The 21,490-nt window shown below is 61.9% G+C and carries 22 protein-coding genes and 3 pseudogenes; 14 read left to right on the forward strand and 11 right to left on the reverse strand.

Features of this window, described 5'->3' with window-relative positions; translation table 11 throughout:
* Positions 1-17: 17 nt before the first annotated feature.
* From codA to PseuLF5_RS17145, 4 genes are all read right to left on the reverse strand, one after another.
* The gene (codA, locus tag PseuLF5_RS17130) at positions 18-1,265 is read right to left on the reverse strand and encodes a cytosine deaminase (protein WP_340134111.1); all 1,248 of its coding nucleotides are present in this window, start codon (positions 1,263-1,265) and stop codon (positions 18-20) included.
* A gap of 14 nt (positions 1,266-1,279) precedes the next feature.
* On the reverse strand, positions 1,280-2,551 hold the full coding sequence (gene codB, locus PseuLF5_RS17135; protein ID WP_222832483.1) for a cytosine permease: 1,272 nt from the start codon (positions 2,549-2,551) through the stop codon (positions 1,280-1,282).
* A gap of 319 nt (positions 2,552-2,870) precedes the next feature.
* Positions 2,871-3,227: a 6-carboxytetrahydropterin synthase QueD gene (gene queD / locus PseuLF5_RS17140; RefSeq protein ID WP_003223505.1), complete on the reverse strand. Its 357-nt coding sequence runs from the start codon at positions 3,225-3,227 to the stop codon at positions 2,871-2,873.
* A 95-nt stretch (positions 3,228-3,322) separates the two neighbouring features.
* The gene (locus tag PseuLF5_RS17145; RefSeq protein WP_128615953.1) at positions 3,323-4,402 is read right to left on the reverse strand and encodes a patatin-like phospholipase family protein; all 1,080 of its coding nucleotides are present in this window, start codon (positions 4,400-4,402) and stop codon (positions 3,323-3,325) included.
* Positions 4,403-4,659: 257 nt separating this feature from the next.
* Here PseuLF5_RS17145 and PseuLF5_RS17150 point away from each other — a divergent pair, with 257 nt between their 5' ends.
* Genes PseuLF5_RS17150 through PseuLF5_RS17165 form a run of 4 tightly spaced genes read left to right on the forward strand, consistent with a single transcriptional unit; the run spans position 4,660 to position 7,261 of the window.
* Positions 4,660-4,968 carry a PepSY domain-containing protein gene (locus tag PseuLF5_RS17150; RefSeq protein ID WP_123462192.1) on the forward strand — a complete coding sequence of 103 codons (309 nt, stop codon included), beginning with the start codon at positions 4,660-4,662 and terminating at the stop codon, positions 4,966-4,968.
* Complete coding sequence (locus PseuLF5_RS17155) at positions 4,968-5,279, forward strand: PepSY domain-containing protein (protein ID WP_222832485.1); 312 nt, start codon at positions 4,968-4,970, stop codon at positions 5,277-5,279. The genes PseuLF5_RS17150 and PseuLF5_RS17155 overlap by 1 nt, the downstream gene beginning before the upstream one ends.
* Positions 5,280-5,282: 3 nt before the next feature.
* Complete coding sequence (locus tag PseuLF5_RS17160) at positions 5,283-5,951, forward strand: response regulator transcription factor (RefSeq protein WP_123462196.1); 669 nt, start codon at positions 5,283-5,285, stop codon at positions 5,949-5,951.
* Positions 5,948-7,261, forward strand: a complete 1,314-nt coding sequence (locus PseuLF5_RS17165) for a sensor histidine kinase (protein WP_222832486.1) — start codon at positions 5,948-5,950, stop codon at positions 7,259-7,261. Before PseuLF5_RS17160 ends, PseuLF5_RS17165 begins: the two co-directional genes overlap by 4 nt.
* Before the next feature lie 382 nt (positions 7,262-7,643).
* Here PseuLF5_RS17165 and PseuLF5_RS28210 read toward each other — a convergent pair whose 3' ends face one another.
* Together PseuLF5_RS28210 and PseuLF5_RS28215 are read right to left on the reverse strand one after the other, a co-directional pair.
* Positions 7,644-8,399 carry a methyl-accepting chemotaxis protein gene (locus tag PseuLF5_RS28210; protein ID WP_410055930.1) on the reverse strand — a complete coding sequence of 252 codons (756 nt, stop codon included), beginning with the start codon at positions 8,397-8,399 and terminating at the stop codon, positions 7,644-7,646.
* Between the two features lie 102 nt (positions 8,400-8,501).
* A pseudogene (locus PseuLF5_RS28215) lies at positions 8,502-9,791 on the reverse strand (HAMP domain-containing protein); the annotation flags it as partial.
* A gap of 63 nt (positions 9,792-9,854) precedes the next feature.
* On the opposite strand from PseuLF5_RS28215, the gene PseuLF5_RS17175 reads away from it, so the two are divergent.
* The 4 genes and pseudogenes from PseuLF5_RS17175 to PseuLF5_RS28225 form a co-directional block, all read left to right on the forward strand.
* Complete coding sequence (locus PseuLF5_RS17175; protein ID WP_340134117.1) at positions 9,855-10,052, forward strand: hypothetical protein; 198 nt, start codon at positions 9,855-9,857, stop codon at positions 10,050-10,052.
* Positions 10,049-11,365 (forward strand): Na+/H+ antiporter family protein, encoded by a 1,317-nt coding sequence (locus PseuLF5_RS17180; protein WP_123462201.1) that lies wholly within the window; start codon positions 10,049-10,051, stop codon positions 11,363-11,365. Before PseuLF5_RS17175 ends, PseuLF5_RS17180 begins: the two co-directional genes overlap by 4 nt.
* Positions 11,366-11,563: 198 nt before the next feature.
* A pseudogene (locus PseuLF5_RS28220) lies at positions 11,564-12,340 on the forward strand (cache domain-containing protein); the annotation flags it as partial.
* 312 nt (positions 12,341-12,652) lie between these two features.
* A pseudogene (locus PseuLF5_RS28225) lies at positions 12,653-13,246 on the forward strand (methyl-accepting chemotaxis protein); the annotation flags it as partial.
* 221 nt (positions 13,247-13,467) lie between these two features.
* On the opposite strand, the gene PseuLF5_RS17190 reads toward PseuLF5_RS28225, so the two are convergent.
* Complete coding sequence (locus tag PseuLF5_RS17190; RefSeq protein ID WP_267805609.1) at positions 13,468-14,403, reverse strand: LysR family transcriptional regulator; 936 nt, start codon at positions 14,401-14,403, stop codon at positions 13,468-13,470.
* 112 nt (positions 14,404-14,515) lie between these two features.
* On the opposite strand from PseuLF5_RS17190, the gene PseuLF5_RS17195 reads away from it, so the two are divergent.
* From PseuLF5_RS17195 to PseuLF5_RS17205, 3 genes are all read left to right on the forward strand, one after another.
* The gene (locus PseuLF5_RS17195) at positions 14,516-15,001 is read left to right on the forward strand and encodes a DMT family transporter (RefSeq protein ID WP_123462208.1); all 486 of its coding nucleotides are present in this window, start codon (positions 14,516-14,518) and stop codon (positions 14,999-15,001) included.
* Positions 15,002-15,004: 3 nt separating this feature from the next.
* On the forward strand, positions 15,005-15,460 hold the full coding sequence (locus tag PseuLF5_RS17200) for a DMT family transporter (RefSeq protein WP_123462210.1): 456 nt from the start codon (positions 15,005-15,007) through the stop codon (positions 15,458-15,460).
* Positions 15,461-16,403: 943 nt separating this feature from the next.
* Positions 16,404-16,571 (forward strand): metallothionein, encoded by a 168-nt coding sequence (locus PseuLF5_RS17205; RefSeq protein WP_123462212.1) that lies wholly within the window; start codon positions 16,404-16,406, stop codon positions 16,569-16,571.
* Between the two features lie 23 nt (positions 16,572-16,594).
* Here PseuLF5_RS17205 and PseuLF5_RS17210 read toward each other — a convergent pair whose 3' ends face one another.
* Together PseuLF5_RS17210 and PseuLF5_RS17215 are read right to left on the reverse strand one after the other, a co-directional pair.
* Positions 16,595-16,867 (reverse strand): hypothetical protein, encoded by a 273-nt coding sequence (locus PseuLF5_RS17210; protein WP_123462214.1) that lies wholly within the window; start codon positions 16,865-16,867, stop codon positions 16,595-16,597.
* A gap of 39 nt (positions 16,868-16,906) precedes the next feature.
* Positions 16,907-17,134: a DUF6555 family protein gene (locus PseuLF5_RS17215; protein ID WP_123462216.1), complete on the reverse strand. Its 228-nt coding sequence runs from the start codon at positions 17,132-17,134 to the stop codon at positions 16,907-16,909.
* 145 nt (positions 17,135-17,279) lie between these two features.
* Between PseuLF5_RS17215 and PseuLF5_RS17220 the strand changes: the two genes are divergently transcribed.
* The 3 genes from PseuLF5_RS17220 (at position 17,280) to PseuLF5_RS17230 (ending at position 19,350) form a co-directional block, all read left to right on the forward strand.
* A complete protein-coding gene (locus PseuLF5_RS17220) occupies positions 17,280-18,047 on the forward strand; it encodes an AraC family transcriptional regulator (RefSeq protein WP_340134119.1) in 768 nt (255 codons plus the stop codon).
* Between the two features lie 141 nt (positions 18,048-18,188).
* Positions 18,189-18,362: a DUF1427 family protein gene (locus tag PseuLF5_RS17225; protein ID WP_127652207.1), complete on the forward strand. Its 174-nt coding sequence runs from the start codon at positions 18,189-18,191 to the stop codon at positions 18,360-18,362.
* Positions 18,363-18,393: 31 nt separating this feature from the next.
* Positions 18,394-19,350: a quinone oxidoreductase family protein gene (locus PseuLF5_RS17230; protein ID WP_186748141.1), complete on the forward strand. Its 957-nt coding sequence runs from the start codon at positions 18,394-18,396 to the stop codon at positions 19,348-19,350.
* A gap of 127 nt (positions 19,351-19,477) precedes the next feature.
* Here PseuLF5_RS17230 and PseuLF5_RS17235 read toward each other — a convergent pair whose 3' ends face one another.
* Complete coding sequence (locus tag PseuLF5_RS17235) at positions 19,478-20,500, reverse strand: purine-nucleoside phosphorylase (RefSeq protein ID WP_123462224.1); 1,023 nt, start codon at positions 20,498-20,500, stop codon at positions 19,478-19,480.
* 15 nt (positions 20,501-20,515) lie between these two features.
* Positions 20,516-21,475 (reverse strand): nucleoside-specific channel-forming protein Tsx, encoded by a 960-nt coding sequence (locus tag PseuLF5_RS17240; protein ID WP_123462226.1) that lies wholly within the window; start codon positions 21,473-21,475, stop codon positions 20,516-20,518.
* Positions 21,476-21,490 lie beyond the last annotated feature (15 nt).

A 21,490-nucleotide genomic window follows, 5' to 3' on the forward strand; every position in this document is an offset into this window, starting at 1 on the left:
GAGCTCCAACACAAATCTCAGCCCAGCTCACCACTGAACTCCACCACCGGCATCTGCCGCTTCATCAGCACCTCGCCGCCACGAATCGAATACAGCGGCAGACCCTGGCTGCGAATCACCTCGTAATCGCTGTCCGCCGAAAGTATCAACAGATTCGCCGGGCGCCCTTGTTCCAGTCCGTATCGCTCGCCCAGGTGCATGGCTTTGGCGCTGTTGTCCGTCACCAGATCCAGCGCACTTTGCAGGTTGCGATAACCGAGCATGTGGCAGATGTGCAACCCGGCTTCAAGCACGCGCAGGATGTTGCCGTTGCCCAGCGGATACCATGGATCGACGATCGAGTCCTGGCCGAAACACACGTTCATCCCGGCCTCCAGCAACTCGTTGACCCGGGTCACGCCCCGACGTTTCGGGAAGTTGTCGAAGCGCCCCTGCAGGTGGATGCTTTCGGTCGGGCAGGAGACGAAACTGATCCCGGAGTGGCCAAGCAGGCGGAACAGTTTGGCGCAGTAAGCGTTGTCGTAAGAGCCCATCGCCGTGGTGTGGCTGGCGGTGACCCGCGCGCCCATGTCACGGCTGCGCGCTTCTTCGGCGAGCACTTCGAGGAAGCGCGAATGTGGGTCGTCGGTTTCGTCGCAGTGCACGTCCACCAGGCAACCGGTGCGTTCGGCCAGGTCCATCAGGAATTTCACCGAACTGACGCCCTGATCGCGGGTGTATTCGAAATGCGGAATGCCGCCGACCACGTCGGCGCCCATGCGAATCGCTTCTTCCATCAGCTCGCGACCGTTGCGGTAAGACTCGATGCCTTCCTGCGGGAACGCAACGATTTGCAGGTCGATCAGGTGTCGGCTTTCCTCGCGCACTTCGAGCATGGCTTTCAACGCCGTGAGTTGTGGATCGGTGACGTCGACGTGGGTGCGCACATGCTGGATGCCGTGGGCGGCCAGCGCCTGAATGGTTTTCTTGGCGCGGGTCTTGGTGTCTTCTTCGGTGATGGTGACCTTGCGCTCGCCCCAGCACTCGATGCCCTCGAACAGCGTGCCGCTCATGTTCCAGCGCGGCTCGCCGGCCGTGAGGGTGGCGTCGAGGTGGATGTGCGGCTCGACGAAGGGCGGCACCACCAGATTGCCGCCGGCGTCGAGGTCGCCGGGGTTGAGGGTCGGGGCTTCGGTCTGGCGACCGATGCTGCGGATCAGACCGTCTTCCAGGTGCAGTTCGTGCAAACCGTCCTGGTTGCGCAGTCGGGCGTTGATGATGTGCATCAGGCGAATCCTTCTTATAGGTCTTGTAGTGGCGCACTGGCGCGACGGGCGCCGAGCAGGCCGGTGACGATGACATACGTTAGCGCGGCGGCGGCAATCCCTACCAGCGGCGCGACCCACGGCGAGTGGAATGCGGCGAGCGTACCGACCGCGTAAGCCCCCAGGCCCGGCCAGTTGAACGCCGGCAGTCGGGCTTCGGCCAGACGCGGATAGCGCCCGCGCCAGCGGAAGAAAAAGTCGGCCATGATCACCCCGCCAATCGGCGGAATGACGGTGCCGAGCAGGATCAGGTACGGCACCAGCATGTCGTACATGCCCAGCAGGGCGAGCAGGGTGCCGATCACTGCACCGGCGAGGGTCACGGTTTTGCGTCGGCCGGTGCGCAGCAGGTTGCAGCCGGCGACGGCGAAGTTGTAGATGGTGTTGTCCTGGGTGCTCCAGATATTGAGCAACAGCATGGCCATCGCGGCCATGGCGAAACCTTGCAGCAGCAACACTTCGACCACGTCCGGCTGTTGATAGACGATCGCACCGTAGGCGCCGATCAGCACCATCAGGCCATTACCGACGAAGAAACCGATCAGGCTGGCCAGCACCGCCACCCGCGCCGAACGCGAGAAGCGGGTCCAGTTGGTGGCCTGGGTCGCGCCGCTGACGAAGGTACCGAACACCAGGGTGATGGCGGTCGACCAGTCCAGCGAACCGCTCGGCACCACGGCCAGCAAACCATCGAGGCCACCGACTTTAACGGTCGCGACCCACATCGACAGCATCAGCAGCAACATCATCGCCGGCACCGCGATGTAGGACAGAATCTCCAGGCCGCGATAACCGACATACGCCGTGGCACAGAACATCAGGCCGAACAGCACCATCAAACCGAGCACGGTGCCCTCATCGAGATCGAAGTATTTGCCGAGTACCACGGCGGCGGTCGCAGTGCCCCAGGCGTACCAGCCGATCTGGGTGAAGCCGAGGATCAGGTCACTGAGCTTGCTGCCGACTTCACCAAAACAGAAACGGCCCATCAGCACCGAATTGAGACCGCTCTTGAAGGCGATGTAACCCAGGCCGGCGGCGTATAGCCCGAGCAGCAGGTTGCCGACGATGATCACCACGAGCATCTCGCTGAAACTGAACGCCACACCGAGCTTGCCGCCGGCAAACATGGTCGCGGTGAAGAAGGTGAACCCGAGCAGCACCATGGCGGTCGAGGCCAGGCCTTTGCGTGCGTGCATCGGGACTTCGCTGAGGGGGTAGTCGTTGCCGGGATCGTTCTGCGTCATGGGGCGTTCCTTGCTGAAGAGGGAAGACTCGAAGCAGGTTGCAGTGGTCGTGCCAGATGTCGGTTATGCGGACTATGTATAGACGAGTTGCCGGCAATGGCTCGAAAGCGGTGCATCTGAATGCACCCGAGCCCCATGTGGGCGCCAAAAACACAGGCATAAAAAAACAGCCGTGAAGGCTGTTCTCTATTTTCCTGACAAACACCGATTCTTTGTAGGAGTGAGCCTGCTCGCGATAGCGGTTTGTCGGACACATTGATTTTGCATGTGCCGAAGCTATCGCGAGCAGGCTCACTCCTGCACGCAGATCTGCGTTGAATCACTCTCCGCGATAGATGCAACCGCTGGTGCAGGTTTCGTGAATGCGGATCGCGCTGAGTTCCGGCAGCAGTGGTTTCATTTCATTCCAGATGAATTTGGCCAGGACTTCGCTGGTCGGGTTTTCCAGGCCGGGAATGTCGTTCAGGTAGTTGTGATCCAGACGCTCGTACAGCGGCTTGAAAATCGCCTTGATCTCGGAGAAGTCGCGGATCCAGCCCGTGTGCGGATCGAGGTCGCCGCTCAGGTGAATCGCCACCTTGAACGAGTGACCGTGCAGGCGTCCGCACTTGTGGCCGTCCGGTACGTGCGGCAGGCGGTGGGCGGATTCGAAAGTAAATTCTTTGAAGATTTCCACGGTATTTTCGGCTCTGTTCAGGTGGCGTTCGCCGCAGCGATTCGGGCAGGCGGCGAGTTTACCAGCTTGTGTTTGGCGATGCGGGAAAACACTGACTAAAGGGTCAGCAAGCGCTCGGCGAGACGACCGTTGGCGGTCAGTTCGAGAAACTCGTCGCCCAGCCGGCGACTCTCTTCCATCGCCGCGTGCCAGTACTTTTGGCGGCTCGGTGCATCGCCCATGAAGCGTTTGAAGTCGTTACGGTCCGGCAGTTTGCCGTAGGGCAGGCGCGCCAGATATTCCTTCGATGGTGCCAGCAACAGCACGTCCTGCAAGCGCTCCACCGAGGCCTTGCGCCAGGGCAGGGTCTTGTCGAACCAGCCCGGAATCACCCGGTCGGTGAAGTGCGGATAGAGCACGATGCCGTCGCCGCTGTAGGGCAGGTCGAGGTGATAGTCGAGCAAACCGCCATCGCGGAAGGTGCCGGCACCGGCGCCCGGCAGGTCGCGCACACCTTCCATGACCATCGGGATCGAGCCGGACGCCAGCAGCGCCTGTCGCAGGTTGCCGGCATTGAGCGCGACGAAGCGCGACGGAAAGTCGTTCAGCGCATGCACCGGCGGGGCCAGGCGCGGGTCATGGATGATCAAGCGTTCGAAGTGCCGCGACAGCCGCGCCCGCCCGCGCAGGTTGTCGGCAATCACCGAACCCAGCGCCAGCCCGAGGCGGCCACGATGGTCGTCGGCCAGGCGCCCTTGGCTTTTCACCACCATGATGTTCAGGCGGTAGTCGGCGTTGTTGAGGATGCTGGCGTCGCGGCCGTCTAGCAGGTCGTTGAGCATGCGTTGCGAGCTCTGGCTGATCTCGGCCATGGTCACGCCTTTGTTGAAATTCTGCTCGGCGTACAACTGGCCGAGACGGCGGATACCTTCGGCGGCGTCCGGCAGGCAGGCGCTGGCGAAGCGCCAGGAACCCACCGACGCACCAATCAGCGAACGCTCACGAGGCGCGCTCGGCAGCCATTCGCCGAACAACGCCAGATCCAGCCCTTGAATGCCCAACGCCTTGGGACCACCGGCCGCACCGGGCAGGGTGCCGACGTCCTTGGCGTTCAGGCCCTGGGCACGAATGCGCGCCATGGCCCGAGGGCCGGCCTTGAGGGTGAGGGCGGGGAACTTGATGTGGATGGCGGTCATACCGGTCTCGATCGTTAGCAAGCTGGCAATTATAGGTTAACCACTGAACCCTGTGGGAGCGGGCTTGCCCGTGATGACGGGACAGCTTGCATCCCGGTGGCTGAAAGGACGCTATCGCGGGCAATCCCGCTGCCACAGGGTTTTGCATGATTCAACGGATCCGGTATTGCCTTGAAACAATGATGGCAATTCAGTTTCAGTTAAGTTCATCCCGCTAAGGTGCCCATCGTAGCAACACATAAGAATACGGAGATCCCATGAAAACCCTGACTGCCCTGTCCATTGCCTCGATCATCGGCCTGACCGCCAGCATCGTTCACGCCCGCGATCTAGGCCCCGACGAAGCCCTGCGCCTGCGCGACGCTGGTACTATCGTGTCCTTCGAGAAGCTCAACGCCACGGCACTGGAAAAACACCCGGGTTCGACGATCACCGACACCGAGCTGGAAGAGCAGTACGGCAAGTACATCTACCAGATCGAAATGCGTGACCCGCAGGGGCTGGAGTGGGATCTGGAATTAGACGCGGTCAGCGGGCAGGTTCTCAAGGATCATCAGGATACGTAATGAAGGTTAATGTTCGCGCCACCCGCCGCACGGCGTTGGCGCTTGTGCTGTTTTGCTCGATGGCCCAGGCCCGCGACCTCGATCAGGACGAAGCCCTGAGTCTGCGCCAGCAGGGCGTGATTCTGCCGCTCGAGCAGGTCCTGCAGCAGGCGATGGACCGCTACCCCGGTTCGAAATTGCTGGAAGTCGAGCTGGAAGAAAAACACGACGTCTACATTTACGAAGTCGAGCTGCTCACCGCCGAAGGCGTCGCCCGCGAGCTGCATTTGAAGGCCGATACCGGCGAGCTTGTGAAAGACAAGGAAGATTGACCGATGCGTTTGCTATTGGTGGAAGACCACGTACCGCTGGCCGATGAATTGCTCGCCGGCCTGCAACGTCAGGGCTACGCGGTGGACTGGCTGGCCGATGGCCGTGATGCGCTGTATCAGGGCAGCAGCGAGCCTTACGACCTGATCATTCTCGACCTCGGCCTGCCCGGTGTACCGGGGCTCGACGTGCTGGCGCAGTGGCGCGCGGGCGGTCTGGCGATCCCGGTGCTGATTCTCACGGCGCGCGATTCCTGGGCCGAGCGCATCGAAGGCCTTAAGGCCGGCGCTGACGATTACCTGACCAAACCGTTTCACCCCGAAGAGCTGTTCCTGCGCATTCAGTCGTTGTTGCGTCGCTCCAAGGGCCAGGCCAATCAACCGACGCTGCAGGCCGCCGGCCTGCATCTGGACGAGGGCCGGCAATGCGTGGTGCGTGACGGCAGCGATATTCAACTGACTGCCGCCGAGTTTCGATTGCTGCGTTATTTCATGCTGCACCCGGAACAGATTCTGTCGAAAAGCCACCTCGCCGAGCACCTCTATGACGGCGAAACCGAACGCGATTCCAACGTTCTGGAGGTCCACGTCAATCACCTGCGGCGCAAGCTCGGCAAAAGCGTGATCGAAACCCGTCGCGGCCAGGGTTACCTGTTCGGCGGGCAAGCTTCGTGAGGTCGATCCAGCGCCGTTTGAGCCTGGGCTTGATCAGCGTGATGGTGATCGTCGGCGTGGTGCTGGCGCAAATCAGCCTGTGGTTGTTCGAAGTCGGTTTGCAGCGTTATCTGGAAGCCGGTCTGCGCAACGACAGCGAAAGCCTGCTGGTGGCGCTGGTGCGCGGCCCGCAAGGGTTGCAGCTGGATGAGCGGCATCTGTCACCGGCCTATCAACGGCCGTTCTCCGGGCATTACTTTCGCATTGATTTCGCCGACAGCCACTGGCGCTCGCGTTCGCTGTGGGATCAGGATCTGCCGCTGCTCAACCATCCAGGCCTGCACAGCAATCTGCAACTGGGGCCGGACGGTCAGCAGTTGCTGGTGCTGCGTTCGGACTATCGGCGGCTGGGGCAGTCGATCTCGATCAGCGTCGCTCAGGATTACACCCCGGTGCGCGAGAGCTTCCAGCGCATGCGCCAGATCGGCCTCGGCCTCGGGCTGGCCGGGTTGCTGCTGATTTTGCTGTTGCAGCGAATCACCGTGCGTCGCGCCTTGAAGCCGCTGGAAAGCGCTCGCGAACAGATCGCCCAGTTGCAGCAGGGCCAGCGTACGCAACTCGACGATCAGGTGCCGGTGGAGCTGGAGCCGCTGGTGGCACAGATCAACCATCTGCTCGCCCACACCGAAGACAGCCTCAAGCGTTCACGCAATGCGCTGGGCAATCTCGGGCACGCCCTGAAAACGCCGCTGGCGGTGCTGTTGAGCCTGGCCTCCAGCGAAAAACTCGATGCCCATCCCGAGTTGCGCAAGATCCTCAAGGAGCAACTGGAGCAGGTGCAACAGCGGCTCAACCGCGAACTCAATCGCGCGCGTTTATCCGGTGATGCGCTGCCGGGTGCGCTGTTCGACTGTGACGCGGAACTGCCGGGGCTGCTGGCAACGCTGAACATGATTCACGGCGAGCATCTGGCCTTGAGCTACGTCGCGCCGCCGGGGCTGCAATTGCCGTGGGATCGTGAGGACTTGCTGGAACTGCTCGGTAACCTGCTGGACAACGCCTGCAAGTGGGCGGACGCCGAGGTGCGCCTGAGTGTGATCGAGCGTACGGATGGCTTTGCCCTGTGCGTCGAGGACGATGGGCCGGGGATTCCCGAACAGCAGCGGACTCAGGTATTCAGTCGCGGGACGCGGCTGGACGAGCAGACCCACGGGCATGGCCTGGGGCTGGGGATTGTGCGCGACATTGTCGAGGCGTGGGGTGGCTTGCTGGTGCTGGGCGAGAGTAAGTGGGGCGGGTTGAAGGTGGTGATCGAGTTGCCTCGGCGGTGAGCCTCTAAAGGCCCCTCACCCTAACCCTCTCCCGGAGGGAGAGGGGACTGACCGAGGTGCCTGTTCGAGCTACACCGACCTGACATACCGGATCGAACTCGGGTTTTGAAAGCCTTCCGTGGCCGGGGATACCGGATCGAACTCAAGTTTTGAAAGCGTTCCCGTGGCCTGAAATACCGGATCGAACTCAGGTTTTGAAAGCCTTTCCGTGGCCGGAGATACTGGGTCGAACTGAGGTTTTGAAAGCTTCTCCGTGACCTGACATGCCGAGCCGGGCTCAGGTTTTGAATGACATGCAGATCGGCTCCCTTTCCCCCTCGCCCCCTTGGGGGGAGAGGGCTGGGGTGAGGGGGGAATCCAACTGACACCCCACAATCCGGAATCAGACCCGGAACTGATCCATCAGACTCTGCTGCTGATTCGCCAGGCTGTTCAGCGACTGGCTCACCCGCGCCGATTCATTCGCTTGCCCCGACAACGACTCGGTCACGTCACGAATGGTCGCCACGTTGTTGTTGATCTCCTCGGCCACTGCGCTCTGTTCTTCCGCCGCGCTGGCGATCTGCAGGTTCATGTCGCTGATCACCGTTACCGCCTCACCGATCTGGCGCAGCGCAGTCACCGCTTGCCCGACCTGCTCAACGCTGCCCTGAGCCTGACGATGGCTGTTGCCCATCGAACCGACTACGTCCTGGGTACCGGTCTGCAACTGCTCGATCACCTGGCGGGTTTCTTCCACCGACTCCTGTGTACGGCGGGCGAGGTTGCGCACTTCGTCGGCGACCACGGCAAAACCACGCCCGGCTTCACCGGCACGTGCGGCTTCGATGGCCGCGTTGAGGGCGAGCAGGTTGGTCTGTTCGGCGATGGCGCGGATGGTTTCCAGCACCGTGCCGATTTTCTCGCTGTTGGCGGCCAGGCCTTCGACTTGCACCATCGCCGCGCTCATGTCGGCGGCCAGGGTGTCGATGCTCGCGGTGGTGCGGTCGATCACGGTCAGGCCCTGGCGAGTGGCGCGGTCGGCGTCCTTGGCCGCTTCGGCGGCTTGTGCGGCACTGCGCGCGACGTCCTGCGCGGTGGCGCTCATTTCGTGGGACGCGGTGGCGACCTGATCGACCTGACGATATTGCTGTTCCATGCCGGCGCTGGTCTGGGTGGCGATGGCCGAAGACTGGTCGGCGGTGTTGCGTGCGTCCTGCACCGAGCGTTTCACTTCGGCAATGATCGGCTGCAACTTGTCGAGGAACTTGTTGAACCAGCCAGCGAGTTGACCGAGTTCGTCCTTTTTGTCGTAGGCCAGACGGCGGGTCAGATCGCCCTCACCACTGGCGATGTCTTCGAGCATATTGGCTACGCCGAGGATCGGCTTGGTCACGCTGCGCGCCATCAGCCACACCAGCAGCAGGCCGACCAGCGCGGCCAACACGCCAAGGCTCAGTTCGATCAGGGTGCCCGAGTTGTTGCTCGCATCCAGTTGCTGCTTGAGTGCCTCGGCGCGTTCTACCAGAACCTTTTCCGGCACGTCGAGCAGTACGCCCCACGACGGACCGCCGGGGATCGGCTGGAACGGCGACAGTACTTTCAACTGGCCGTTGCTGTGCAGGCTGCTGACGCCGCTGCTGGTACCGAGTTGGCGCAGCAGTTCGGCGCCGCTGATGGTGTCTACGGCATCCAGACGCTGGCTCAGCTTGCTGGCGTCCGGGCTGTAACCGGCGAGCAGGCCGGTGGGGCTGATGATGCTCACGGCGGTCTGGCCGTCATAGAGCTTTTTGCTCGCGCCCTGGCTGATCGCTTGCAGGCTGTTGAGGTTGATGTCCACCGACAGCGATGCGATGACCTTACCGTTGACCACCAGCGGGAAGACGATGCTGGTCATCAGCACGTTCTGGCCGTCGATCACGTAGAAGTACGGTTCGATCACGCACGGCTTGAGGGTGGTGCGCGGGCAAGTGAACCAGGCGTTGGCCGCCTGACCGCTGGGGCCGGTGCTGGTGTCGGCCATGTCGCTTTCCGGCAGGGCCATCGAGGTGACTTTGCCCGGGGTCGGCTGCGACCAGTACAGGGCGAAACGGCCCTTGTCGTTGCTGCCCAGTTCAGCCTGACCGGCAAACAGTTCGTCCTTGCCGTCCAGCGCGTTGGCTTCGAACACCAGCGACAGGCCGAGCAGGTCAGGGTTGGCTTGCAGCGCGGATTTGACCTGACGGGTCATGTCTTCGCGCAGGTCGAAGGCATCGAGGAAGCGTTTTTCCGCCTGTTCACGCAGGAACAACACTTGCCGCGAGAAACCGTGGCCGTACTGATAGGCGTCCATGAATTGCTGCCGAATGCCAGCGGCCTGCACTTCGCCTTGGGACTCAATGCGCGCCTGGGCCGATTCGGTAAGCATTTCCATGCTCGACGCTTTCACCAGTTCGGAACTGTGCTCCATGCGGTACAGGGAAAGACCTACCAACAGGGTCACGATACCGGCCAGGCACAGCCCGGCGAGCAGGGTGATTTTCCATTGGATGGAAAGTTGTCTGAGCGACATGGAAACGTCCTTATTCGATAAATATCTGAGACTTTGCACTGTAACGGCCCAGGAACAGCTTTCTTGAGCTTCGAGCCGCAAGCTGCAAGAGAAAAAACGCAAAAGCTTGCAGCTTGTGACTTGCAGCTTGCCGCTGCTTCATTCACAGTGCGCGCCCTTCTAATAAGACCCTCTTTGCAAATCCGCCGGTGCTCCATGGGCGGACTCATCCTGTCTGGCGATGTGTTTTCCATCGCAGTGTTTTTCGAGGAAGTGAAATGAACGCAGTCATAGCGGCAGTCGGCATCATGCTGATCCTCAGCCTGTCCCGCGTGCACGTAGTGATCGCCTTGATCGTCGGCGCGCTGGTCGGCGGCCTGACCGGTGGTCTGGGCATCGACGCCACGCTCAAGGCGTTCAACAGCGGCCTGGGCGGCGGCGCGACCGTGGCGTTGTCCTACGCCTTGCTCGGCGCGTTCGCCGTGGCGATTGCCAAGTCCGGCCTGGCTCATGCGCTGGCCGACAAGGCGCTGGCGATGGTCGATCGCCAGCATGCGAGCGGGGGCGGCAGTGTCAAATGGCTGCTGATCGGCCTGTTGTGGGTGGTGGCGATTGCCTCGCAGAACATCCTGCCGATCCACATTGCGTTTATTCCGCTGCTGGTACCGCCACTGCTCTATGTCCTGACCAAGCTGCAACTCGACCGGCGCCTGATCGCCTGTGTCATGACCTTCGGCCTGATCACCCCGTACATGTTCCTGCCGGTGGGCTTCGGCAACATCTTCCTCAATGAAATCCTGCTGGCCAACATTGCCCGCAGCGGCGTCGACATCAGCGGCATCAACGTCACCCACGCGATGGGCATTCCGGCGCTGGGCATGGTGTTCGGGCTGGCGATGGCGTTCATCAGTTACCGCAAGAAGCGCGTATACGACCTGGCGAAGATCGAGCAGGTCGAGCAGGTGGCGGTGCAGTACAACCCGCTGAGCCTGATGATTGCCGGTGTGGCGATTGCCGCCGCGTTCATCGTGCAGTTGCTGCTGGACTCGATGATTATCGGCGCGCTGGTCGGCTTCCTGATCTTCTCGGTGTCCGGCATCGTCAAGTGGCGCGAGACCGATGACCTCTTCACCGAAGGCATGAAGATGATGGCGATGATCGGCTTCATCATGATCGCCGCGTCCGGGTTCGCCGAAGTGATGAAGGCCACCGGCCAGGTGCAGACCCTGGTCGAATCGTCGGCGTCGTGGATCAACCACAGTAAAGGCATCGGTGCATTGTTGATGCTGCTGGTCGGCTTGCTGGTGACCATGGGCATCGGTTCGTCGTTCTCCACCGTGCCGATTCTGGCGGCGATTTTCGTGCCGCTGTGCGTGCAACTGGGCTTCAGCCCGATCGCCATTGTCTGCATCGTCGGCACCGCCGGAGCCTTGGGCGATGCCGGTTCGCCGGCCTCGGACTCGACGCTGGGCCCGACTTCCGGCCTGAACATCGACGGCCAGCATCACCATATCTGGGACACCGTGGTGCCGACCTTCCTGCACTACAACCTGCCGTTGCTGGCGTTCGGCTGGGTGGCCGCGATGGTCCTCTGAACCTCACCGATCTCCTGTGGGAGCGAGCTTGCTCGCGAAAGCGGTGTATCAGCGACTTAATGGTTGACTGACACGACGCCTTCGCGAGCAAGCTCGCTCCCACAGGGGAATGGGGTAATCCCTTTGCTCAACTTTTGTGATGGTGTGCCGTTAACGCTTTTAACCACGCCAATAAAACCAAAAGAGTGAGCTCCCCCCATGCGCTTGAGTCTCAAGGCCAAAGTCCTGTCCCTTGCCGTCCTGCCGGTGCTGCTCTTTGCGCTGGTCATCAGCCTGACCACGTTGTTTATCCTCCAGCAACAGGCTCACACTGAGGTCGAACAGACCCGCGAGCGCCTGCTCGGCGATGCCAAAGCCACGCTGCAAAGTTACGTCGCCGTGGCCATGACCACGATCAAGCCGCTGTACGACGCTGCCGCACCGGGTGACAACGCGGCGCGGGCGCAGGCGATCAAGCTGCTGTCGGGCATCCGCTACGGCAAGGACGGCTACTTCTTCGGCTACGACTCCGAGACCGTGCGCCTGTTCAAGGCCAATGATCCGGAAGGCGTGGGCAAAAGCTTCAAGGACAACCGCGACCCCAATGGCGTTTACGTTAACCGCGGCCTGGTGAGCGTGGCGAAGGACGGCACCCACTATCTGCAATACAGCTCGCCACTGCCGGGCAACGCCAACGTGCTGGTGCCAAAACTCGGCTACACCGAGTACCTGGCGAAGTGGGACATGGCGGTCGGCACCTCGGTCAACCTCGACGGCATCGAAGCGCAAGTCGCGCTGGTCGAGGCGCAGGTGCAGGAACGCATGCAAGGCGTGGTGCTGAGCATCGTTGGCGTGGCGGTGGTGGTGCTGCTGGTGATTGCCATCGCGGGGATGCTGCTGGCCAATACCATTCTGCGGCCGCTGACCCTGATGAAAGCCAACCTCGATGACATCGCGGCGGGCGAGGGCGATCTGACCCGCCGCTTGAACATCACCAGCCAGGACGAACTCGGTGAACTGGCCGGCTCGTTCAACCGCTTCGTCGACAAGATCCACGGCCTGGTGCGGCAGATCACCGAGATGACCACGCAACTGACCGGCCTGGTGACCCAAGTGTCGGATCAGGCCCAGCGCTCCGACCAGGCGATGGAGCGTCAGCGCCACGAAACCGATCAGGTTGCCACGGCGATCAATGAAATGTCCGCCGCTGCCCAAGAGGTGGCGAAGAGCGCGCAGAACGCCGCCGTCGCCGCCCAGCAGACCGATGAAGAAGGCCAGAGCGCCAAACGCGTGGTGGCCGGCAGCATCAAACAGATTCATGCGCTGGTGGATGACATTCGCAGCAGCGGCGTGTCTCTCGACAGCCTGCAACAGGACGTGTCGTCGATTGTCGGCGTGCTCGGGGTGATCCGCTCGATTGCCGAGCAGACCAACCTGCTGGCGCTCAACGCCGCGATCGAAGCGGCGCGGGCCGGGGAGGCCGGGCGCGGCTTTGCGGTGGTGGCGGACGAGGTGCGGGCGCTGGCCAGCCGGACGCAGATCAGCACCCAGGAAATCCAGGGCATGATCGATCGCTTGCAAGCGGGCACGCAGTCGGCGGTCGAGGCCATGCGCCGTTCCAGCGAGGCGGGCGATGGCACCTCGGCGCAGGCCAATCAGGCCGGGGCGTCGCTGGATGCGATGGCGGAACTGATCGCGACGATCAACTCGATGAACGCGCAAATTGCCAGTGCCGCCGAAGAGCAGACTGCTGTGGCGGAAGAGATCAACCGCAGCGTGCATCAGATTGCGGTGGCGGTGGACAGCGTGGCCGATGAGACGCAGTTGGGTGCGCAGACTTCGCGCAGTCTGGCGGAGCTTGGGCAGCGGCTGGGCAAACTGGTGGGGCAGTTCCGGATCTGAACACTGGAAAAGCCCCTCACCCTGACCCTCCCGAAACGTCGGACCGCCCGTAGGGAGAGGGGACTGAATGGGGGATGCTATGGAACTACGCCGACCTGAAACAGCTTTACCGAATCCATAATCGACTGAATCTTTCAGGTCGATGGATGACGCGACACACCTTGGTCAGTCCCCTCTCCCTCCGGGAGAGGGCTAGGGTGAGGGGCTTTTGATTTTCAGCTTCAAGGTCTGTCCCAGTACGGCACTTCGCCAAAGCACTCGACAAAGAAATCAATCACCGTCCGCACCTTCACCGACAGCCGCCGGCTCCCCGGCCACAGCACCGCAATCTGCTGCGGCTCCAGACTGTTCGACACCTGATAGTCCCCCAGCACCGGCACCAGCGTGCCTTCGCGCACCGCCTCACCGATCAGCCACGACGGAAACATCACCAGCCCCAACCCTTGCATGGCCGCCTGGGTCAGGGTGTCGGCGTGGTTGCCGGTGATCGGTCCCTTGACGGCGTACGGCGTCCAGTCCTCCTGACCCTGACGGAAAAACCAGCGCTGCTGGCCGGTCGCGCCTTTGTAGGCCAGGCACTGGTGTTGCGCGAGATCTTCAGGTTTCTGCGGCGTGCCGTGGCGCTTGAGATACGCCGGGCTGGCCGCGACCTGAAAGCGGTGCGGCGCGAGAATCCGTGCCTGCATGCTTGAATCGTGCAACGCGCCGATGCGAAACAGCAGGTCGGCGCCTTCCTGCAACGGGTCGACGTAATGGTCGGTCTGCTGGATGTCCAGTTGCAGCTTCGGATAGCGCGCGCACAACTGGCCGAGCCACGGCGTCAGATGCCGTTGGCCGAACACCACTGGCGCGTTGATCCGCACCAGCCCGGTGGGCTCGCTTTGTTGTTCCTGCAAGGCCTGTTCGGCTTCCTCCAGTTGCACCAGCAGCAGCCGCGCGTGGTGGCCGAGCAGGCGCCCGGCCTCGGTCGGGGTCACGGCGCGGGTGTGGCGATACAGCAATTGCTGATTCAGCGCCTGTTCCATCAACTGGATCTGCCGCGAAATCGAAGAGGGCGCCACGCCCTCGCGGCGGGCGACTTCGGAAAAACTGCCGTGATCAAGCACCGCCACAAACAGCCTGAGTGCCTTGAATCCCAGCTCATTGAGCCCGTGCATGAATTGTCCTGCTGTGCGAGTTGCGCAAAAGTGTTGTCCGGATGCTCCCATTTATCGCACAGCGGCGCCAGCCGATAATCCGCGCCATCGTTGACTTGTACAGGTTTTGGTTATGCAGACGTTGGATGAAGTGAGTGGGACGGCCCCGGTGGCCAAACCGGGATTGCGCCTGTTGTTGCTGCCGCTGGTGATTCTGGCCGGCATGGGCTTGTCGGTGGAGGCAGGCTTGCTCGGGCCGTTGGGGGCACAGGTCGGGCATTTGTGGGCGACCTTGAGCATCTTTGGCGTGGGTTCGGCGATCCTGTTTTTGCTGCTGTTGTTCGCCGGACCACAGAAAGGCCCGGCGCTGACCGATCTGCCGCGCTGGCAATTGATTGGCGGCTTTTTGGGGCCGATGTATGTGGTGGTATTGACCCTGGCGACGCCGCATATCGGGATTGCGATGACGATGATTGCGATTCTTTCGGGGCAGGTCGGCAAGAGCGTGTTGATTGACCATTTCGGCTGGTTTGGCGCGACGCGCAAGAAGGTCAATGCCGAGCGGTGGCTGGCGTTGGGTCTGATTGTGGTGGCACTTGTTCTGATTGCGCGGGGTTGAGTGATGAGTCTGGTTATTTTGTTGGCGGTGGTGGTGTTGGCTGGCGCGGTGTTGAGTGTGCAGGCGGCGATCAATGGGCGTCTGGGTGAGACCGTCGGGGTGTTGCGCAGTAGTTTGCTGACTTTTTTTGTCGGTGCTGTGACGACCGGCTTGTTGATTGTGTTTTTCGAGCCGGCCCATGCGGTGAGCCTGCTCGATGTGCCGAAGTGGCAGGTCTGCGGGGCGCTGTTTGGTGTGGTGTACATGATGGTCATGGTCGGGGCGGTGCCCGTGGTGGGGACGGCGGTGGCGACGGTGGCGGTAATTGTCGGGCAGTTGGGGATGGGGATGTTGATCGACAATTTTGGCTGGCTGGGGAATCCGGCGATCGAGCTTTCGTCTTCCCGGGTGTTGGCGATGGTTTGTCTGGGGTTGGCTTTGGTCTTTATGTATCGCAGTAGTGTTCGTCGAGTTGATTGAGATTGGGGGGGCAGATCCGTTGCTGCGGTAACGGCGACTTAGGGTTCCGCCCTTACGGCGGGTCACTTTTTCCAGACGCCGAAAAAGTAACCAAAAAGGCTTTACCCTGACGTTCGGCCCTCGCCTAGGCTCGGGTCCCTTCGCTCCGGGATTCATCCGGGGGGCATCGCCTCCGGTTTGCTTCGCTGCACCTCCTCTCGATGTGTTTGGCTTCGCCAAACGGTCGCTACGCTCCCACCCCCGGCTAAATCCCTCCACTCAGCCTGCCGACGGGCGCTGAGATCAAAAGCGGTACTCGAGCTAACGCTCATCGTGTTGAGTGGTGAGAAGCAAGGGCTGTGTGCTGCCTTTGCTTTTCTGTGGGAGCTGGCTTGCCAGCGATGGCGGCCTGCCAGCCGACCAATCCCTAACAGAATGCACTCAACCCCTGTGGGAGCTGGCTTGCCAGCGATGACGGTCTGACAGCCGACCATACTCCCTCAGATGTACACATCCCCTGAGCTGCCGAAGGCTGCGATCTTTTGATTTCGCTGTTGCTCTGGCTTTTGACGTTGCTTTTGATCTGCCACCCCATCGGCAGGCCGAGCGAAGGTGTTCATCAGGGGGGAGGCGCGCAGCGCCGTGCGGCGAAGCCGCATACATCGAGAGGAGGTGCAGCGAAGCAAACCGGAGGCGATGCCCCCGGATGGGCACCGTAGCGAGGGAACACTGAGCCTCAGCGAAGTGCCGTACGCCGGGGGCAGCCTTTTTGGTTACTTTTTCGGCGTCTGGAAAAAGTGACCCGCCGTAAGGGCGGAACCGCCAGCAGCAACACCTGCAGCAACGGATATGCCCCCAACCCCAAACCCCAACCCAAACCCCCACAGCCACCAGCAACTCCTACACTGTAATTACGGCTTACCCCACAAGCCCCAGACAACCACCAAAAAAGGAGTCTGCCCCCATGCCCGATAGAAAATGCGACTGCCCCAACTGCAAATGCACCATCAAAGAAGGCGAACACGCCTACGCCGTACACGGCAAACACTATTGCTGTGAGGCCTGCGCTCACCACCACAAAAACGGTGAAGCGTGTTCAAGCAAAGGCTGCCACTGCGCCCACCCCAAATAAAAGCGCCCATAAAAAAGTGGAGCCTAATCAGGCTCCACTTCCAGTTTCAGGCTCTCATCATCCAGCCGTTCGGTATGCCGCACCGTGCCTTGCAACCGTCGCCCCTCCACCCGGACCACCACGGTTTTCGCCTGGTCCAGGTCTTCCGGTAACGGCGCCGGCACGCGCAGGGCGAAGCGATAGGGGTCGCCTTCGACAGCCTCAAGACCCACCCGACAGTCCACACTTTTGGTGATACGGCCAAACAGGGTGTCCAGGCCATAATCCAGATGCGCCGGGCTGAAGATGCTGGTCATTGTGTACGCCCCCAAAGAGTCCCCATCGCCGACGAGAGTCTAGCTCGCCGGTCGCCACGTGACGTTTTCCACGCCGAATTTTTCCGCCATCGGTTTGCTGGTCTTTTGCACTTTCTCCCGGCCGAAACGCGGGATGCGACCCACGCCGGCGTCGCAGCTTGCCCAGTGCCACGCCTCGGTGTTGTCCATTTTGTCCGAGCGGATAATGAACGACTTCGGCGTGCCGTGAAGGGTGTAATCGATGACAAACAGTTTTGCGTTGTTCATAAAGCCCGTATTCCTCCCTGTGGTAATAGAAGGATCACAGCGCCCCGGGAAAATTCACTCGGATTGTCCGACGGTATCTATCGTTGGCGACGCGGTGACCGACTGGTTACCATGCGGCTTCCGCCAACCCCAATGAATGCTCGCCATGGCCCTTGCCGCGCCCCCCGATCTGAGTGATACCGATGTGCCAGTGCAACCGCTGGCGCGCACTTATCCCCGTGGTTTGTATATCGAGCCGCACGAGCACGTCTGGGGGCAGTTGCTGTACGCGATGAGCGGGGTGATGTGGGTCGAGACGCCGCATGAGGCGCTGGTGGTGCCGCCACAGCGTGCCGTGTGGTTGCCGCCCGGGGTGCCGCACGGGATTCGTGTGGTCTCGGACTTGCAGATGCGCAATATTTACCTGCGCCCGGCGCTGGCGGCGACGCTGGATGAGACGGTGCAGGTGATCGAAGTCGGCGGGTTGCTGCGTGAACTGATCGTCGGGTTGGTGGAGCAGGGCGACAGTGGCGATCCCGGGTATTACGACGCGCTGGTCGGGTTGGCGTTGCTGGAGTTGAAACGCGCCCGGCGCTCGCCGTTGAAGATTCCGCTGCCGGACGATTCCGACCGGCGCCTGATGAACCTGTGTCAGGCGGTGATGGCCGCGCCGTCGCTGGAGATTGCGTTCGAGCAGCATGCGGAAAATGCCGGCGCCAGCGTGCGCACGCTGGCGCGGTTGTTCAAGGACAGCCTCGGCATGGGCTTCGCCGAATGGCGGCGGCAGGTGCAACTGGCGACGGCGGTGGCGGCGTTGATTCAGGGCGTGGCCGTCAGTGTCATTGCCCGAGAGCTGGGTTATTCGCCGAGCAGTTTCAGTGACATGTTCCGCCGTGAGCTGGGCGTGGCGCCTTCGCAATTCCCCGTGGCCTGAACACCATCCCTGTAGGCGTGAGCCTGCAGGGTTGTGTGGTGACTTGCCGATATTTGGCTGAAATTCAGAAGTCCTTGGCCGACGCCTTCTCCACCGATTCCCTAGACTCTGCCCATTCCTTTTAGCGGCGGAGTTTTCCCCATGAACTACCTGATTTCGCTGGCCATCGGCCTGGGCGTCGGCCTGCTCTATGGCGCGCTGAATTTTCGTTCTCCGGCGCCACCGGCCATCGCCCTGGTGGGGCTGCTCGGCATGCTCGCGGGTGAGCAGTTGTGGCCGATGGGCCGGCAACTGGTCGCCGGTTGGTTCTCGTGAATTTTCCTTTCTCTCTTCGGTGGATGTCCTCATGAAAGCACTGCAATTCGATAAAACCGGCGATCTGTCCTCCCTGCGTTTCGTCGACGTCGCCACTCCGCTGCCCGGCGCCGATGACGTGCTGGTCGAGATCAAGGCGGCCGGTCTGAACCCCAGCGACGTGAAGAACGTGCTCGGGCGTTTTCCGTACACCACGTTGCCGCGGATTCCCGGGCGCGATTTCGCTGGTGTAGTGGTTGAAGGCCCGCAGGCGTTGCTCGGCCAGGAAGTCTGGGGCACCGGCCGTGAGCTGGGCTTTTTTGCCGATGGCTCGCACGCACAGTTCGTCAAGCTGCCGGCCAGTGGCGTGGCGCACAAACCGTCGCACCTGAGTTTCGCCCAGGCCGCCAGCCTCGGCGTGCCGTACACCACGGCGTGGGATGCGCTTGAGCGCAGCGATGTGAGTGCTGAAACCCGTTTGCTGGTGATCGGCGGTGGCGCGGTGGCGACGGCGGCATTAGCACTGGCCAAGGTCCGTGGGGCGCAGATACTGGCGGCGGCGCGGCGACCGGAGCAGGTCAAAGACTTGCAGGCCCAGGGCTTCGCGACGATCCAGCTGGATAAACCCGAAGAGCTCGGTGCTCAAGTCCACGCGGAGTACAGCGGCGGCGCCGATGTGATCTTCGACACCACCGGTTTCTGGCTGCCCGCCTCGGTGGCGGCGCTGGCACCGTTCGGCCGCATCGCGATCATCGCGGCACCGGTCGACGGCCATGTGCAGTTGCCGGCGCTGGCGCTATACCGCAAGGGCGGTTCGGTGGTCGGGATCAATTCGCTGCTGTATGGCGTTGAGGCCTGTGCGGCAATGCTCGAGCAGTTTGGGCGGTTCTTCGATGAGGATCGGCTGCCATTGCCGCAGGGGCTGGTGGAGGTGCCGCTGGCGGAAGGTCTGGCACGTTATGCCGAGGTGAATCAGGGCAGCGGCGATAAGATTATCCTCATCCCTTGATCTCACCAACACCGCATAACCTGTGGGAGCTGGCTTGCCAGCGATAGCGGTGGAACAGTCGATGAAGATGTTGACTGCTCTAATGCCATCGCTGGCAAGCCAGCTCCCAAAAGGTGCTTTGGTGGGGTCAGGAGTGCGGCACGCCGTTTTCCCACGCCGACCAGTTTTTCAGGATGTCCTGCACCAGCGGATTGCCTGCCCGATAGAGGTTTTCCAGCGCCGGCACGAAGCCGCCCTGATCGGCGTACTTCAGCAAATTGTCCACTTCGCTGCCGCCCGGAGCAGGACGGTCGAAGTCGGAGCCGGCGCGCACCACCGCGAGGCGCTGCACATCCACCAGGCCTTCACGGCTGGCGCGCAACAAAGCCTCATAGGTCGAGTTGTCTTCCTGTTGCGTGGTGCAGTATTCGCCCTTGTTGTCGGTCAGCAGCCTGGTCCAGACCTCGGCGCGTTCGCTCAGGCGAGTGCCGGAGAACCAGGTGTTGCCTGCCAGCGTGTCGCAACGGGTGACGACGGGCGGCTGGTTGGCCGGAGCTGACGGGTATTTCCGGCGCCACGCCGCCGATTCCTTGCTCTCGCTCAGCGCGACCTGGTGGCTCAGCGCAAAGGCCTTGGCCTGCAGTTTCGGGTTGAGTTCGAAGACTTCGGTCTTGTAGTCCAGCGGCGGTTTTTCGTTCGGGCCTTTGGTGTTGATGCCCAGATAACCGGTTGGCCAGCTCGACGGTGCGTCGCGAGAGTCCAGTTCCCACTGCGTGCCGAACTCCACCAGGTAATGCGCCCACGCGGCGGTGCCGATGGTCCCGTGCTTGGGGCTGATGCCGGCAATCCCGGCGATCAGGAAATAACTTTTGCGCAGGTCGAATTTCGGCGACAGGGCCAGTGCCAGGGTCGAGGCGGCGGCGTTGGTCTGGCCCATGCCGGTGGTCAGCAGGCACACCTGCTGAGCGTTGCAGCGGATGGTCGGGTACTCGGCGGACAGGCCCGGTACACGGATTTCCTGCTTGAGATTCAGGCGCTCGATCCAGTTCTGTGCCTCGGGGGCGAACATGGTGATCAGCACGACTTTCGGCTGGATCGGCGCCTCTGCCGCCCAGGTGGAGGAAGAGAGCAGGGCCGCAGCGGCCAGGGTCAAACGCATCATTGCTTGCATGAATATCTCCTCAATTCAGAACTGGTAACCGATGCCGGCGTAGTAACCCCAACCGTTGGAACGCGCGCGGAAATTGCCGTCGCCGAAGTTCAGCTCGCTGCCATCCTCCCAGTTACCGCCGTTATGGAAGTAACGGCCGACGAGGGTGAAGCGCAGGTGGGTGAAGGAGTACAGCAACACGTTGGTCGCCACCGTGGCGTTGGCGGTACGCGCCGGGTTGTCCTTGTGCAGGTCCGAGCCGAAATCAAAGTTGGTGAAGCCGATGTAGGTCAGCGACGCGCCGTTGCTGAATGTGTCGATGGGCACGATGTACTTGAGCTGCGCGCGGTAGCCGTCCCACGAATACTCGTTGCTCGCGCCGTAGTTTTCCCACTGGTAGCGCCCGTAGAGGTTGGCCGACAGGTTGACCCGTGAGTGGGTGTCGATGTCGGTGCCGAAGCCACTGTAGAGGGTGTTGGCGCGGTTCTCCTTGCGGCTGCCGTGGTCGTAGATCCAGTCGAACGCTACATACCATTCCTTGAACGGGCCGATAGCGAGGCTGCGCCCGGCGAGGTAGTCGATGGAGATGCGCGGTTCGTGTTCCATGAACACCGGTGAACCGTGGTCCCACACCCCTTTGTCGTGGCTGTTGCCGATGTTGAAGATCTTCGGGATGTCGACGTAGCCGTAAAGCTCGAACGGCCCTTTACGCCCGAAGTACTCGTACTCCAGATAGATATCGTCAGCCGGTTGCGGACCGAAACTGATGTCCTTGCTGCCGATCAGGGTCAGGTCCTGGTTGTACCAGTCCGACAAGTACGCACCTTCCTTGGGCGGGCTGGCTTCGGGGCTGAGGGTTTCGCCCTGGGCGGATTCTTCGGGCAAGGCCGGCTGAGCGACAGCGCTGTGGCTGAGAACTCCGGTAACGCCGGCCAGTAGCAGGGAAACAGCAAACGTGCGCGCAAACGGGGCGCGAAGCGGGGAAGCAGCGTGCATTCAAAGTCCTTTTTT

The sequence above is a fragment of the Pseudomonas sp. LF-5 genome (assembly GCF_037626295.1).
GTDB lineage: Bacteria > Pseudomonadota > Gammaproteobacteria > Pseudomonadales > Pseudomonadaceae > Aquipseudomonas > Aquipseudomonas monsensis.

Excerpts from the sequence above, each read along its gene's own strand:
- codA (WP_340134111.1), bottom strand. The coding sequence starts at position 1,265 with ATGCACATCATCAACGCCCGACTGCGCAACCAGGACGGTTTGCACGAA.
- codB (WP_222832483.1), bottom strand. The coding sequence starts at position 2,551 with ATGACGCAGAACGATCCCGGCAACGACTACCCCCTCAGCGAAGTCCCG.
- PseuLF5_RS17145 (WP_128615953.1), bottom strand. The coding sequence starts at position 4,402 with ATGACCGCCATCCACATCAAGTTCCCCGCCCTCACCCTCAAGGCCGGC.
- PseuLF5_RS17150 (WP_123462192.1), top strand. The coding sequence starts at position 4,660 with ATGAAAACCCTGACTGCCCTGTCCATTGCCTCGATCATCGGCCTGACC.
- PseuLF5_RS17155 (WP_222832485.1), top strand. The coding sequence starts at position 4,968 with ATGAAGGTTAATGTTCGCGCCACCCGCCGCACGGCGTTGGCGCTTGTG.
- PseuLF5_RS17160 (WP_123462196.1), top strand. The coding sequence starts at position 5,283 with ATGCGTTTGCTATTGGTGGAAGACCACGTACCGCTGGCCGATGAATTG.
- PseuLF5_RS28210 (WP_410055930.1), bottom strand. The coding sequence starts at position 8,399 with ATGGAACAGCAATATCGTCAGGTCGATCAGGTCGCCACCGCGTCCCAC.
- PseuLF5_RS17180 (WP_123462201.1), top strand. The coding sequence starts at position 10,049 with ATGAACGCAGTCATAGCGGCAGTCGGCATCATGCTGATCCTCAGCCTG.
- PseuLF5_RS17190 (WP_267805609.1), bottom strand. The coding sequence starts at position 14,403 with ATGCACGGGCTCAATGAGCTGGGATTCAAGGCACTCAGGCTGTTTGTG.
- PseuLF5_RS17195 (WP_123462208.1), top strand. The coding sequence starts at position 14,516 with ATGCAGACGTTGGATGAAGTGAGTGGGACGGCCCCGGTGGCCAAACCG.
- PseuLF5_RS17200 (WP_123462210.1), top strand. The coding sequence starts at position 15,005 with ATGAGTCTGGTTATTTTGTTGGCGGTGGTGGTGTTGGCTGGCGCGGTG.
- PseuLF5_RS17205 (WP_123462212.1), top strand. The coding sequence starts at position 16,404 with ATGCCCGATAGAAAATGCGACTGCCCCAACTGCAAATGCACCATCAAA.
- PseuLF5_RS17210 (WP_123462214.1), bottom strand. The coding sequence starts at position 16,867 with ATGACCAGCATCTTCAGCCCGGCGCATCTGGATTATGGCCTGGACACC.
- PseuLF5_RS17215 (WP_123462216.1), bottom strand. The coding sequence starts at position 17,134 with ATGAACAACGCAAAACTGTTTGTCATCGATTACACCCTTCACGGCACG.
- PseuLF5_RS17220 (WP_340134119.1), top strand. The coding sequence starts at position 17,280 with ATGGCCCTTGCCGCGCCCCCCGATCTGAGTGATACCGATGTGCCAGTG.
- PseuLF5_RS17225 (WP_127652207.1), top strand. The coding sequence starts at position 18,189 with ATGAACTACCTGATTTCGCTGGCCATCGGCCTGGGCGTCGGCCTGCTC.
- PseuLF5_RS17230 (WP_186748141.1), top strand. The coding sequence starts at position 18,394 with ATGAAAGCACTGCAATTCGATAAAACCGGCGATCTGTCCTCCCTGCGT.
- PseuLF5_RS17235 (WP_123462224.1), bottom strand. The coding sequence starts at position 20,500 with ATGCAAGCAATGATGCGTTTGACCCTGGCCGCTGCGGCCCTGCTCTCT.
- PseuLF5_RS17240 (WP_123462226.1), bottom strand. The coding sequence starts at position 21,475 with ATGCACGCTGCTTCCCCGCTTCGCGCCCCGTTTGCGCGCACGTTTGCT.